The 15,148-nt window shown below is 39.4% G+C and carries 8 protein-coding genes; all 8 read right to left on the reverse strand.

Annotated elements, in window-relative coordinates; translation table 11 throughout:
* Positions 1-42: 42 nt before the first annotated feature.
* Positions 43-2,340, reverse strand: coding sequence for a beta-glucosidase BglX (gene bglX / locus R2R28_RS18390; protein ID WP_316827147.1), 2,298 nt, complete (start codon positions 2,338-2,340; stop codon positions 43-45).
* Between the two features lie 542 nt (positions 2,341-2,882).
* Positions 2,883-4,637 carry a discoidin domain-containing protein gene (locus R2R28_RS18395; RefSeq protein WP_316827148.1) on the reverse strand — a complete coding sequence of 585 codons (1,755 nt, stop codon included), beginning with the start codon at positions 4,635-4,637 and terminating at the stop codon, positions 2,883-2,885.
* A 16-nt stretch (positions 4,638-4,653) separates the two neighbouring features.
* Positions 4,654-5,064, reverse strand: coding sequence for a hypothetical protein (locus tag R2R28_RS18400; RefSeq protein WP_316827149.1), 411 nt, complete (start codon positions 5,062-5,064; stop codon positions 4,654-4,656).
* 58 nt (positions 5,065-5,122) lie between these two features.
* Positions 5,123-6,496, reverse strand: coding sequence for a glucoamylase family protein (locus tag R2R28_RS18405; RefSeq protein WP_316827150.1), 1,374 nt, complete (start codon positions 6,494-6,496; stop codon positions 5,123-5,125).
* Positions 6,497-6,558: 62 nt separating this feature from the next.
* The gene (locus R2R28_RS18410) at positions 6,559-8,040 is read right to left on the reverse strand and encodes a RagB/SusD family nutrient uptake outer membrane protein (protein WP_316827151.1); all 1,482 of its coding nucleotides are present in this window, start codon (positions 8,038-8,040) and stop codon (positions 6,559-6,561) included.
* A 12-nt stretch (positions 8,041-8,052) separates the two neighbouring features.
* Positions 8,053-11,067, reverse strand: coding sequence for a TonB-dependent receptor (locus R2R28_RS18415; protein WP_316827152.1), 3,015 nt, complete (start codon positions 11,065-11,067; stop codon positions 8,053-8,055).
* A 374-nt stretch (positions 11,068-11,441) separates the two neighbouring features.
* On the reverse strand, positions 11,442-14,345 hold the full coding sequence (locus R2R28_RS18420) for a triple tyrosine motif-containing protein (protein WP_316827153.1): 2,904 nt from the start codon (positions 14,343-14,345) through the stop codon (positions 11,442-11,444).
* A gap of 339 nt (positions 14,346-14,684) precedes the next feature.
* The gene (locus R2R28_RS18425) at positions 14,685-15,035 is read right to left on the reverse strand and encodes a four helix bundle protein (protein ID WP_316827154.1); all 351 of its coding nucleotides are present in this window, start codon (positions 15,033-15,035) and stop codon (positions 14,685-14,687) included.
* Positions 15,036-15,148: the final 113 nt, after the last annotated feature.

Raw genomic sequence — 15,148 nt, forward strand, 5'->3', positions numbered from 1 at the left:
ACAATACAATAGCACAGGGTTCGTAACCTAACCAAAATGTTTTTATTTCAACGTAAACGATGTTTCTTTTACATCACGCGAGTTGGTACCAATAAATAATTTAAAATCACCGGGTTCTGCAACAAATTTCAGGTCGGAATTGTAAAATTTAAGGTCGTTTTCCGAGATGTTAAAAGTGATCGTTTTGCTTTCACCCGCTTTTAAACTTACTTTTTGGAAACCTTTCAATTCTTTAACTGGACGGGTAATGCTGCCCACAAGATCCTGAATGTACAATTGAACCACCTCTTTACCCTCAAATTTGCCTGTATTGCTCAAAGTAACCGATGCGGTGATGGTTTTTCCTTTGGTTAAGGTGTTTGAGCTTAATTTAATGTCGCTATAATTGAATGTGGTATAGCTCAAACCAAAACCGAAAGGATATAATGGATCGTTGCTTACATCTAAATAATTGGAACGGAATTTTTCGAACCATTTACCTTCTGCCAACGGCCTACCGGTATTTTTATGTGCATAATACAAAGGCACCTGACCAACATTTTGAGGGAAAGTTGTACTCAATTTGCCTGAAGGATTAACATCGCCGAAAAGTACATCTGCAATGGCACTTCCTGCTTCGCTACCCGGGAACCAAACATTCAATATAGCTGGCATATTTTCCTGCTCCCAGTTTAGTGCCAACGGCCGGCCAGTAAACAATACCAAAACGATTGGTTTGCCTGTTTTAGCCAATGCTTTTAACAGGTTTTTTTGTGTTTCAGGAATCTGGATATCAGTTACACTGCTGCTTTCGCCGGTAAATTCAGAGCCTTCGCCAATGGTGGCCACAATTACATCCGATTTTTTGGCAACCTCTAAAGCTTCTTTGATCATTTCGGCTTCCGAACGTGGATCACGTTTATAAGTAGGGTTGTGGATGTTTACATAACGGTGCTCCATGGTAGAATCGGCCAGGAAGTTGGAGCCGCGTGCTGTTAAGATTTTTGCATTATTGCCCAAGGCATTTTTTAAACCTTGTAACACGGTAACCGATTGATCGAAAAGGGCAGCAACACTCCAGGTGCCGTACATATTGGCGGTATTATCTGCCAATGGACCGATTAAACCAATGGTGCCTGATTTTTTAAGTGGAAGTAAATTATTGTTATTTTTTAGCAATACAAAGCTTTCGCCGGCAACTTCGCGTGCCACCTGGCGGTTAGCCGGACTAAAAACCTCTTTTTCTGCTCTTTCAGGGTTACAGAATTTATAAGGATCGGTAAATAAGCCCAGTTTATATTTTGCCTGAAGCACTAATCTACAAGCCCTGTCTATTTGTGCAATAGCTACTTTTTTCTCTGCCAACGATTTTTTTAAAGTACCCAAAAAGCCTTCGCCAACCATATCCATATCTATACCTGCATTTAAAGCCAGGGCAGAAACAGTTTGTAAATCGCCCATACCATGTGCAATCATTTCAGGGATACCGGTATAATCAGTTACTACAAACCCTTTAAAACCCCACTGATTACGTAAAACATCGGTCATTAACCATTTGCTTCCGGTAGCCGGGATGCCATCAACTTCGTTAAAAGAAGCCATTACGCTTGCAGCTCCGGCATCAACAGCCGCTTTGTAAGGTAGGAAATATTCATTATACATGCGTACTTTGCTCATGTCTGTGGTGTTATAATCCCTGCCAGCTTCGGCAGCACCATACAACGCATAATGTTTTACGCAGGCTAAAATCTCATTATTGGCCTGAAGTTTACCCTGGTAACCTTTAACCATGGCTGCGGCGATCTGCGATCCTAAATAAGCATCTTCTCCACTGCCTTCTGAGATACGTCCCCAGCGCGGATCTCTCGAAATATCTACCATAGGAGAGAAGGTCCAGTTGATTCCGCTTGCACTGGCTTCTATTGCTGCCACACGCGCCGATTTTTGCACGGTTGCCATATCCCAGATACAGCTTACGCCCAATGGAATTGGGAATACAGTATTGTAGCCGTGGATTACGTCCATTCCGAAAAGTAAAGGAATTTTCATACGGCTGTTTTCTACGGCAATTTTTTGAACAGCTTTGATCTTATCTACACCTTTGATATTAAATAAACCACCAACCTGTCCGTCTTTTATTTTTTTAGAAATGTCGCTGCTGTTGGCCTGTCCGGTGGTAATGTCGCCAGAACTCGGTAGGTTCAGCTGACCGATTTTTTCATCTACTGTCATCTTCGCCATCAGGTTGCTGATGAAGGTATTCATCTTCGCTTCTTCTGCCGAAACAGGCTTTTTGGTCTGTGCTGATCCGTTCAGTACAAACAGGGTTAAAAAAACAACCAGGATATTCGCTCTCTTCATTATATGTGTGTTTTATTCTTTATTAATCATTTTTTTATGGTAATCGTTAGAAACGATCGGTTATTTCACGCTCGTTTCCAATGAGTGCCTAAATAGCTTTACGATTCTATCGTATTTAATGTTGATCGTTATAAACGATCGGTTATTTCCACACTCGTTACAAACGAGCGTGAGCTATTTTTTTATTAATTTGCTGGCGCTCGTTTCCAACGAGTGCCTAAATAGCTTTACGATTCTATCGTATTTAATGTTGATCGTTATAAACGATCGGTTATTTCCACACTCGTTACAAACGAGCGTGAGCTATTTTTTTTATTAATTTGCTGGCGCTCGTTTCCAACGAGTGCCTAAATAGCTTTACGATTCTATCGTATTTAATGTTGATCGTTATAAACGATCGGTTATTTCTACACTCGTTAAAAACGAGCGTGAACTATATTTTTTATTAATTTGCTGGCGCTCGTTTCCAACGAGTGCCTAAATAGCTTTACGATTCTATCGTATTTATTGGTAATCGTTACAAACGAGCGTGATCGTTTATTTTAATCAACTTTCTTTACTTCAGTTTTTACCGAGACTCCATTTTCGTTTATGGCTTCTATGGCAAAATAATATGCTTTTTGGCTATCCATGGCTTTAAACCAGTATTCATTAAAATCGTGGATCATGATGCAGTTATACAGTTTATCGGGCGCTGTACCATAGTAAAGGTTGTAGGCAAAAGCATTATCAACAGGTTCCCATTTGATGTATGCGCTACGTTTATCTTTTTCTGTTCTTAATACAATCAGGTTTTTCACTTTTGTGGGTGTTTCTCCATTTCCGTTACCGAAAACACGTAAACCGCTAATGGCAAATTTTCCGGTAGGCATGTGCATGTTCACCATTTTGATAAACCTCGTTTTTACCGGTTTTTGCAGTTCAATGTAATCGTGAGGAACATCGGTTTTGTTTTGGCTTTTATCTACAAGGGTTATCCATTTTTTTCCATCTGTTGAAGAAAGGATTTTATATTGATGATAAGTACCTGTTTGTTTACCTAAAAATTCGGCATCCTGGTCAGCATAATTGATTTGTATGGCGTTAACAGTTGCGAGGCTACCTAAATCAGTCTGGATCCATTCGCCGTTATTGGCTGTTTTGGCGCTCCAATAGGTTTTAATACTTTCATCAACGGCATTATTGGCATTAAAACTTCCTAAAGTTGAGGAAACCGTTACCGGTTTTTTATAATTAAGGAGCATCCAGCCCGGTCCGGCAGGACCACCTTCTTTCCTTGCAGCAGGTAAATACAGCGGGTAATCGCCAAAGGCGGTATTGGTCCACATCACATCGTCTTTATCAAAACCGGTTGGCCATATGCCAATTCTACGTTCCCAGGTATTTTTTACACAGATAATGCTGGTAGAAACATGCCAGTAATTTTTGCTGTTATCCTGATAAGTTGCACCATGACCCGCACCCCGCGAAAATCCCCCGCCTTTATAGCTTAAAGGATCAGATTGTGGAACTGTAGGGGTATCATAGAACAAAGGTTTGGTACCAACAACAACACCATCAGAATAGCCACTAAATTCGGTTCCCGGTGCACCATACTGGAAATAATATTTGCCATTATGTTTGGTCATCCAGGCACCTTCGGCAAAAGGATCGAGGAAAGTATCGTCCATATATTCGCCAAAACGCTGCCAGCCATATCTCCAGCTTTGGAGCAGGTACATTGGCATACGAGTTCCTTTTGGCTTAAATGTTTTACGGTCTAATTCTACACCGTACATCGGGTAATTGTTACTACTTCCGTTATACATGTAAAATTTGCCGTCATCATCGGTAAAAAATGCGGGATCCCAGCCACCGATTTCTAAAGAATCGACCAAGGGAAACCATTTATTGCCTTTTGGATCAGTGCTTCCCCACAGGGTGAAGTTTTTGGTATAAGTACTTCCGAAAACCACCATCGTATCGCCAACAATGCCTACGGCAGGTGCGCAAAGTTCATCCTGGGTTTTATTCCATGGACGAAGAAATTTCTTTTCGTGGAATTTCCAGTTCAGCATATCGGCACTGTGCCAGTAACCCCATTGGTTGGTGCTGAAAAGGTAAAAATCTCCTTTATAATTTACAATTACGGGATCGGCGGTGGCGCGGTGTTTACCCCACTCGGTAAAAGATTCGATGGGCGTATAACCATAATCGATATTAATGGGGTTGCAATAGGTTTTCTGCTGTGCATACACGGCATAAGTGCTGCAGAACAGGGTTGTAATTAAAAATATTTTGAATAAATGTTTAGCCATTGGATAATAGGGTTAATTAAAAGATTTTAATCTGGGCGCAGCTTTGGCAGCCAAGTGCCATTCCGCTCGCACTCAATCCGGTAACGTTGGATTGATGTTCCCAGTAAATCCACATGTTATGGGCTCCGCCTGTTGAAGTTAAGCCAACATTATAAATATCTGAACCTTCAGGTATTTGACCTAAAACAACTCCATTGGGTGTATTTGGCGGTATAAAGAAATAATAAGCACCACCACTTGTTGTGTTTTGCAAAGTTACATGCACACCATCACTGGTTGAATTTGTGGCAGTTACATTAACAGTATTAAATTTTACCTTTTTATTGTTTTTTGTTGTAGCCGGCTTATGTTTTGGGATGGTTGTGAAACTTGAATTCACAAAAGTGATCCCGATCATTGCTGTTAGTATTAAAATAATTCTTTTCATGGTTCTGTAGATTTAATTTGAAATATATGGTGGCTAAACATTTATATACAACTCAATACTATGGCTGAAACTGGAAGTCCAGTTTTTTTAAACCATTTTGAACGTCTTTATTTCCCATAAATAATTTCCAAAGCAGGCCTGATCTATAGTTCTCGATCATCACCACCATTGGTCCCTGGTCGATGCCTAAATATCTTTTGGGATACCAGTTATCCGTTTCAGAAAAGGCATCGTAGAAACCGTATTTACCCCAAACTTTGTCGCCAAGATCTTCGTAAAGATGTCTGATTACTTTCATCGATTCTTTTGGTGTATATGGGATAGATGATATGGCTGCAGTAGGAGATATTACACCGTAATCTTCCTGAAGACTATGAGCGGCGTAACCTTTAACCGAGTAACTGGCAGTTAAACCCCAGTTATTTTCGCCATAACCTTTAAATTTTTTCGGGTTTGCTACACAATAATCGTGTATGGCTAATGTTTGATTGACATTGTTTTGCCAATAATCGGCGTAGCGGTCTTTTAATCCTTTTGGATTTAAACCTAAATATGAATAATGTGCCCAGAATAACGGACCCACAGAATTTTTTGCGCCTTGATAATCTAATGGAATATGATGTCCATAAAGATCGAAATTTGCCTTAATTGCCCCACCTCTTGCCCAGCCTTCGTGATAAACTTCAGCGGGTATGGTATGGGTAGGGGATGAGGCGGCAATCACGTACATAATTAAACATTCGTTATAACCTTTAACCGGGAAGTTCATTTCCCAGTTATATTCTGGCGACCAATGCCAGTACAATACATTTTGTCCGTTTCGGAACCAGTTAAAATCAATTCCCTTCCAAAGTTCACTGGCTTTTTTTGCCAAAGCTTTTTCGGGCTCGGTTCCGTTTTTATAGTATTCGTTTATACAGATTAAAGCCTGAGCAACGAATGAGGTCTCCACTAAATCACCTCCATTGTCTTTTTGTCCGAATGGACGTACTTTTCCTGTTTCACCGTTTATCCAATGCGACCATGCGCCATGAAAACGATCGGCTTTGGATAGGAAATCCAATATTTTATTTAATCTTTCAAGTCCTTCTTTTTTGGTTACATAATTCCTGTCGATTCCGCTTAAAATAGCCATTAAACCAAAACCTGTTGCGCCTGTAGCTACCGTGTTTTTATCATTATCCGGATATACATTATCTACATGAAAACGCTCTCTGCCAGCACCGGATGTAGGTTCGGCGCCATCCCAAAAATATTGGAAGGTCTGTTTTTGAACCAGATCCAGTAATTCGATATCAGAAAGATTTTTTTTGATTGTTAAATCGGGAACATAAGTTGTGTTTTTGCTTTTTGTACAGGCTGCGAAGAGCAAAAAAGGACACAAAACTGTTATCAGTAGGTAAGTTATTTTGCTTGGGACAATGTTTAGCATAGTAATAGGGTAAGGAAAGAAAGGTTGTCAGCTCATGCTGACAACCTTTATCAAAAGATGTATTAGTAACCAGGGTTTTGCGTTAGCAAGCCGCCACTTAAATCAATTTCTGTTTGTGGGATTGGCCACACTTCATTTTTATTAGCTTTCCAGCCTTTAGGGCCTAAAACCTGTGCGCCTCTGCCCTGGCGGATCACATCAAAAAGCCTGTCGCTTTCTAATGCCAGCTCTGATTGTCTTTCTTTCCAGATAGCGTTGCGTAAAGCAGTTTTATCGGTAGTGGTAACATCCGGAAGAATGCCTGTAAGGCCTCCTCTGGCACGTGCACGTACTTTATTTAATGATGTTAACGCCAGCGTTGGATTATTAAGTTCGTTGGCCGCTTCAGCATTGATTAACAGGATATCAGCAAACCTCAATACCCTGAAGTTTTGCTGTGAGCCTTGGTTACCAGAAACAAACATGCTGAAAGGCACATATGATTTTTGGTTGTAGCCAATGTTTACAACATTTGTTTTGATAAAATCGCCCTGCGGAGTAGTTTCTCCAGGGAATAAAATTGTAGCATCCTTTCTGGGGTCGCCAGCTTCGAAAGAAGCGATCAACTCTGCAGATGGGGTATTAAAGCCCCAGCCACCACCTGGCTCGCCAGCTACACCCTGAACCTGGCTGTATTGAGAGTTGGATGCATCGTTATTTCCGGGAACAAATTCGCATTGAACTTCGAATAATGATTCAACATTATTTTCGTTCTGCGTGCGGAATCCTTTCTCGAAATCAGGGAAAAGCGCATAACCCATACCAATTACCTGGTTGGTTAAAGCTAAAACATCGTCCCATTTTTGCTGATACATGGCTACTTTTGCATGCATGCCTATGGCAGCACCTTTTGTAGCCCTTCCAATATCATTCGAACCGTACGATGCTGGTAATACTGCCGCTGCCTCATTCAAATCTTTCTCTATCTGAGCATAAACAGCTGCTTTATCTGCTCTCGGAATGTTGTATTCTGATGCATCAGCAGGTACTTTTAATCGTAAAGGTACACCGCCGTAAGCCCTTACCAGCCTGAAATAAGAATAAGCCCTAACAAACTTCGCTTCTGCTAAATAACGGGCTTTTAAACCGGCATCCATCGAAATATTTGGAATATTGTCTAACACCTGGTTGCAAAGGTTTATATTTCTATACTGGCCTGTCCAAAAGCTTTGTAAAGAGCCTTCGGTAGAAGTTACAGTAAAGGTATCGTAAAGGTTAAAAAATGTAGCATCGGTTACCGTACTGCCTTTATCGGCCTCATCAGACCCGGTACTTTCGATCGCTAATGCAGGGAAGGCGAGATTCTCCCAGGTGCGTAAATTTGCATATATCGCATTTACACCTTTGGTAGCATCTTCCTGTGTTTTCCAGAATTGCTGGGCTGCCTGCTGACCTTGTGGGTCGACATTTAAGAAGTCCTTTTTACATGATGATGCGAATATTAAAGTTGATAACACACCAACTGCACACCATTTTTGTAAACTTATATTTATATATGTTCTCATGTTCAAAATCAATTAAAAGGTTAAGTTTACACCGATGTTATAGGTAGCAAACATTGGATATACATTGAAATCGATACCTGCTTTTGTAGGTACACCACCAACCTCTGGAGTAAAACCTTTATACCCGAACAGATTAACTGCGTTTTGGGCGTTGGCAAATACTCTTAATTTTTGCATTTTCCATTTTGATATCAATGATTGTGGCAGATTATAACCCAATTGGATGTTCCTTAACCTGATGTAAGCACCACTTTCGATATAAAATGAGTTGGTTTGGTTGTTATTTCCGCCCGCTAAACTCGTAGATGGGTAAGTATTGCTGGTTCCGGGTCCGGTCCATCTGTGATCGTAAAAATCTTTAGTGTAGTTCTCGTTACCAAACCTGTTACCCAGATTAGCATTAAATACATCAACATCGGCCACACCCTGGATATCAAGTGTTAAATCGAAGTTTTTGTAAGCAAAATTGGTATTAATACCATAAGTGTATTTAGGATTTGGGTTACCTAAGAAAGTTTTATCTTTCGAATCTACAATGCCATCCCCATTTAAATCTGCGTATTTAAAATCGCCTGGTCTGGCACCCGGCATGCCCGAAGCAGCTGCTTCTTGTGCTGTTTGGATAATTCCGGTTACCTGATAGCCATAGAAAGAGCCGATCGGCCGGCCAACCACTGTTCTTGTCGGAATTACAGCGTTGTTTAAGCCGTCGCCACCTGCATCAATTGCATTTGAACCAGTAGTTACGTTTAATACTGTATTGCTATTGATACCGATGTTACCACTAATTGAATAGGTTAAACCACCGGCAGTTTTATCAGACCATGTTGCAGATAATTCGAACCCCCGATTTCTAAAATCTGCCTGATTGGCTAATATTTTGCTATCTGTTGTACCTAAAGAGCCTAAAATTGGGACGTTGAAAATAGCCTGTTCAGTTTTTCTGTTATAGTAATCGGCTTCAACTGATAATTTATTATTAAAAAAGCCCATTTCCAAGCCAATATCAGTTCCAGCACTACGTTCCCAGAAAAGAGCTGGAGGAACTATTGTTGTTACACTTGCACCTGTATTGGCAATACCATTATAAAATGCAATTAATGCAGCACTTTGATTTACAGTTAAGATTGTAGGGTTAATCGGAACGCCCGCATTACCTACTTTACCCCAGCTACCACGTACTTTTAAATTGCTAAAGATTTTTTGATCTTTCATAAAATCTTCGTTGGTTACTACCCATCCGGCACCAATAGAAGGGAAGTATCCCCATAAATCGCCACCACCAAAAAATTGTGATGCGGCATCGCCCCTTAAAGAAGCATTTAACAGGTATTTGTTTTTGAAGCTATAGTTAACTCTTCCAAAATATGAAGTTGCGGTGTTTAACGAACCTTTATCTTCTATGGTTCTGCCTGCTGCGTTACCTAAGCTTAGATATAAATCACCATCTCTGGCAAAAGGCACATTTTGTGCAGTACCGGTTATGGTGTACGATTTATAACGTTGTGCTGTTTGCCCTGCTAAAATAGTTAAACTGTGGTCGCTCCACTTGTTTTCATAAGTTAGGGTATTTTCTAAAATCCAGTTTCTGGTTTCAGTTCTGCCGATAGAAAGTGTACTTATTTTAGTATTCTGTCCGGTAGTGGCATAATATAATGGGGTGTAAATCCTGTTTTCTTCCTGTCCGAAATCACCACCCGCACTTGTTTTAAATGTATAGTGTTTTGCAAACTTTAATTCAGCATATACATTTCCGGTAACCCTGTACTTCGATGTGATGCTGTTATTAAAATCAATAGTAGCCTGCGGGTTTACATTGCTTCCGTTACCCAACTGGTAGGTATTAGGATCGCCGTAGCTCCCATCAGCATTAAAAACAGGTACAACCGGCGATGCAGTATATAAAGCCCTGTAAATTGATGCCGGAGCATTATTTGATTTACTCGAACTTCCGGTAACATTGTATCCAACTTTTAAATTCTTAAAAACCTGGAAATCGTTAGATAAGCGTGCAGTATATCTTTTGTAATTGTTATTGGTAATGATACCATCCTGATTAACATAACCCAATGAAAAATTATAGCTTGATTTTTCGCTGGCCCCATTGATAGAAACCTGGTGGTTGTTGATCATTGCATTGCGTAAGACCTGATCATACCAATCGGTACCTTCGCCCAAATTTGTATTAGCGAACAATGGGGTAGCTGCCTTGTTAATAGCATAAGCCTCATTTACTGCAGTTGCATATTCACTCGCATTGGTCATTTTAACCTGATTGGTTACACTCTGTATACCAACTGTTCCGTTATAATTTACAGTGGCATTTCCATTTTTGCCTTTAACGGTAGTAACCAATACTACACCGTTTGCAGCCCTAACACCATAAATAGATTGACTTGATGCATCTTTAAGAATATTGATGCTTGCAATGTCTGCAGGGTTTAAAAATGTAATGTCGTCATACCAAACACCATCAACAACGTATAAAGGTCCTGTGTTGCCATAAATGGTTCCTGTACCGCGAATGGTAATTTGAGGCGCCGAACCAGGGGTTGCGTTATTGCTGATCGAAACACCAGCAACCTTACCTTGCAAAGCACTGATTGGGTTTGTAGAAGGCTGTTTATTGATATCCTCACCCTTAACCGAAGCTACAGCCCCCGTCACATCAATTTTTCTTTGCGTACCATAGCCCACAACCACAACCTGCTCTAGTTGTTGTGTTGATGATGCTAATGATACATTAATGGTGGTTTGATTATTTACAGCCTGCTCAAGTGCTGTGTAGCCTACAAAGTTGAATACTAATGTGGCGTTTGCCGGCGCACTAAGGGTGTAGTTGCCGTTTACATCTGTTTGGGTGCCACTTTGTGTGCCTTTAATTAATATAGATACGCCCGGTAATGGAGTTTTGTCACCTCCATCAATTACTTTACCTTTTACGGTAATGTTTTGCGCTAATGCTACGTTAATTGTTAGCAAACAAAATGCAGCGAGAACAGAAATTCTTGTAAAGATTCTTTTCATGCTTTATTATAAATTTTAGTTTAATTGTTAGTTAAATGTGAGGTTGTTTTTGCTCATGTGCAAGTGTTTGTACCTCAACATTAATACATCAACTTGCGCTCTAATGTTTCATCACAGAATAAACCAAATGCGATTTTAGCCTAAAAACGCAGTTTTTTTAGATTTTAACAAAATATTAACATAGGTATAAGTGTACAAAGAACACTAAGTGTTTTGTGGGGCTGTAAAAACCTTTATGAGAGGTAATGATGTAGTGCCCAATTTATGATTTGGGCGTAAAACACATAAAAATAGATTTCTCAATAGAAATCACAGAGGGATTTTAGTCAGGTTTGATACTTTAGAAATGGAAAATTCTAATCTCGTAGCGGGCACTAAAGCTCCATTAAAAATTCGGTTAAATTTTTATCATGGGGTACTTCCAGTTTTTTACGTAAACGGTACCTGCGTATTTCTACCCCACGTAAACTGATGTTTAGTAACGACGACATTTCCTTACTGCTCATGTTCATCCTCAGGTAAGCACAAAGTTTTAAATCGTTTGGAACAAGATCAGGATGTTGCGCTTTTAATTTTTTGAAGAAACTCTCGTGCGCTTCGTTAAAGCTATTCTCGAACAGGTGCCAATCGCGCTCATCGTTCATGCCGTCGTTGATTACTTTCTGGATTTTTCTGGTTTGATCGTCAGAAAGTTTTTTACCATTTTCGTCCTTTAACTTGGTAATTTCATCACTTAGTTTTTGGAGCAGCTCATTTTTGTATACCAAGGTCATGGCAGAATTGGCCAGTTCCCTGTTTTTCGATGCCAGTTCAGCCTGCAGTTTCTCTGTTTGCAGTTTAATGATCTGTTTTTCGTTGGTTTCTGCTTCCTGTTTTAATATTTCTTCTTGCTCGGCCTGCAGGCGGTCGCTTATTTTCTGACTATCACGTTGTAGTTTTCTTTCATAAATTTTCTTGCCGAGAATTAATACCACAACAAACAGGACTGCATAAAACAATATTGCCCAGTTATTGAGGTACCAGGGGCGCAAAATGGTAAAGGCATAAAGGGTTTCTTCACTTACCGTGCTATCATCGATCTTAGCCCTCACTTTAAAAACATAGTTTCCGGCGCTTAAGTTGGTGAAATCTTTTTGTGTGGCATAAGTCCAGTCAGACCAGGCTTTAGAATATCCTTCTAAGTAAAACTGAAATTTAACCTTTGCCTGGCGATAATAGGGCAACGCATAAGAAATACGGATGTTGTTACGGCTGTTTTCGATCTCTGTAGCATCTTCGGAATTTCCAGTTTCACTAATGAGTGAAAATTTATCGGTAATATCTTCCACGCGCCTGATTAAAATGACTGGTAATTTCTGCTTTTGCAGGTTGAGCTGTGCCGTAGGATTATAAATAACAAAACCATCATCAACACTGATCAGGTAAATGGAACTGCTGATGCGGCTGATATTCTCATAATATTGAACCATCCGGCCGTCTAAAATACTAAACTGGTTCGAATCGATTTCTACCTTGCCCGGCTCACTAAAATTAACCAGGGCTGTTTTACCATGATTGATAAACCAGTATTTTTTACCGCCTGCATTAATGATTTTGTTCGACGATTGGAACGAACCAAGTTCTTTATTTAATGCCGCATACTTTGTAAATTTATCGCTTAACTCATCGTAAGTATAAAAACCAGCATCAGATGAAAACACAATTTTGTTTTCCAAATTAAATATATTGATGTTGTAATTGCCCGGTAAGCCATTCTTTTCGTCGAAATATTTTGTACCTGTTACGCTGGTATAGTTAGGACTTAAAGTTAATTTATATAAACCTTTATATGCGTGGGCCACCCAAATGTCGCCTTTGTTATCTTGCTCTACATATCTCGATGGTGCGTCAAATCCTCCAATTTTTGCCGCAAATTTTAAACCCGAACCCGGAGATTCAGTAAAGAGCGATAGTCCGGTATAAGTGCCCTGAACCAGATAATTGGGGTTGGAATTTAGCTTTTTGATCGTCCAGCCGCCTGCGGATCTGGAAAGCCAATCAATCTGATCGCCATTTACCTTAAAAGTTCCGCTATTGTGCCCGCAAATCAATTCGTTATCGATAATCGCCAGTTCCCAAACCTGTCCTTGCGAATTGGGGATTAATCTAAAATTAAAGGGTAACAGGTTATCAGGAGACCATTCGCTATAAAATAAACCCTGGTTGGTACCCAGGTAAATTTTATTGTTAAAAATAATACTCGAGTAAACCGTTCCAAATTGTCCTGTTTTATCAAAATAGAAATATAGGGGAGAGTTAAGTTCTATCCGATCAATGCCATTATCCAGGCCTGTCCATAAATTTTGCTCATTATCCGCATATAAACTTAAAACGGTATTGTTCTGTAAGCCGCTGGATTTGTTAATCCGCTGAACAACCCTTCCGTTTTCATCAATAATAATTAAGCCGTTAAGAATGGTACCGTAAGCAAAATATTTGCCCAATAAACTTACCCCGTTATTAAGTTGATAGGTTTTGAGGTAGCCATTGGCTGGCGTATTTAGTGGTGCAAAGTCTTTTCCATCATAGGTAAATAAGCCTTGTTTGCTGGTGCCGATAATGAAACCATCCGTTTTATAAGGAAGGATAGAAAGGATGCCTTCTTTACCCAGTTTTTCGCTATTTGGAATGTGGATTAACCGGTTTCCTACTAATTCAAATAAGCCTTTTTCCAGTACCTCAATAAGATACCTGTTGCGTACTTTATGCAGGAACAAAAAGGAAGATGGCGATTTTACCACCTCAATTTTATTGTTTTTGTAGATAAAGATTTTTGAAAAAGACTGAAAGATTACCCGGTCCTGATCAACATAAATTTTCCAGATTTCATCATTGATTTTTATATCTTTTGGTAAAAGGTTGATGAGTGAATTATAACTTAGCCTGTTGTTTTTAATTGCCCAGAAACCAAATTCGCCGAAACCGCCAGTATAAATTCTTCCTTTGTTATCTGTAGCTACCGATCTAACAATCTGTCGGTTAGGGAGCTGGTATTTTTGCCAGTAACGACCGTCAAAAGTTAAAAGTCCTTCGGCATTGCCAAAGTACATTACGCCATTTTTATCTTTTGTGATGCTCCAGTTTTGATTACCGGATGAATAAACAGATTTGGGATAATTTTCTATATATGGTACGCCAATGCTTTTAATTTCTGATGCATAGGAGTTTACAGTAAAGCAACAAAGCAGTAATAGGAAACGGGAATAGTTTAGCATAAAATGGTTACTGGATAAAGCCATTATTACACAAAGTAAATGAAAAATAGTTTAAAACGGGCGAGAGATGTATTATGGTTGATGGTTTTTGGATCATAGTTGATAGCCAAATTGCTTAGGTTAGTGGTTAATGGTCAGGTTAGCTCGTGGTTTGATGGTTGTATAGGGTTGATGGTTTTTAATTCATGGTTGATAGCCGAATTGCTTAGGTTAGTGGCTAATACTTTATAGCAGGGGTTTATTATACCTAGCCATCAAACGATCAACTATGAACCATGAGCTAGATAGAGAATGCTTCAAAACCCTGATTTACTAATGGCTACCAAACCATCAACCATGAACCATCAGCCAAAAAATACTTCCTTAAAGCGAAGCCTTCAACTTCGAAATCATTTTGCAAAGCTGTTCGTATTCAGTATAGAGTCTTCTAAATTCAGATTCCGTAATATATTTTCTGGAAGATGCCATGAAAAGGCAACTTACCACTTCTAATCCAGAACGGACAGCGTAGGTTAAAAATCTTTTAAACTCAGCCTTTGATTGTCCCATGCAGCCTTCGGCAATATTAAGGTTTACTGAATCTGCAGCTTTTTTAATTTGATTGGCTAAACTAAAAAGTTCTATCCTTGGGAAATTTTTTGCTATAACGTCTATTTCATTAATGAGATTTAGCGAAATCTGCCAAACTTTTAGTTCTTCAAATTTGAAAGCCATAACGTTGAATTTGAAATAAATATAATTATCTCTCTCAATATTACGACTTATAATTATTTGAATTTTAGCTAAGTTAAATTACTATTGGCTACAAACCACGGACCATGAACAAT

The sequence above is a fragment of the Pedobacter miscanthi genome, from assembly GCF_032678605.1.
Taxonomy (GTDB): domain Bacteria; phylum Bacteroidota; class Bacteroidia; order Sphingobacteriales; family Sphingobacteriaceae; genus Pedobacter; species Pedobacter miscanthi_A.

Coding starts and splice junctions, on each gene's coding strand:
- bglX (WP_316827147.1), bottom strand. CDS start 2,340: ATGAAGAGAGCGAATATCCTGGTTGTTTTTTTAACCCTGTTTGTACTG.
- R2R28_RS18400 (WP_316827149.1), bottom strand. CDS start 5,064: ATGAAAAGAATTATTTTAATACTAACAGCAATGATCGGGATCACTTTT.
- R2R28_RS18415 (WP_316827152.1), bottom strand. CDS start 11,067: ATGAAAAGAATCTTTACAAGAATTTCTGTTCTCGCTGCATTTTGTTTG.
- R2R28_RS18410 (WP_316827151.1), bottom strand. CDS start 8,040: ATGAGAACATATATAAATATAAGTTTACAAAAATGGTGTGCAGTTGGT.
- R2R28_RS18420 (WP_316827153.1), bottom strand. CDS start 14,345: ATGGCTTTATCCAGTAACCATTTTATGCTAAACTATTCCCGTTTCCTA.
- R2R28_RS18405 (WP_316827150.1), bottom strand. CDS start 6,496: ATGCTAAACATTGTCCCAAGCAAAATAACTTACCTACTGATAACAGTT.
- R2R28_RS18425 (WP_316827154.1), bottom strand. CDS start 15,035: ATGGCTTTCAAATTTGAAGAACTAAAAGTTTGGCAGATTTCGCTAAAT.
- R2R28_RS18395 (WP_316827148.1), bottom strand. CDS start 4,637: ATGGCTAAACATTTATTCAAAATATTTTTAATTACAACCCTGTTCTGC.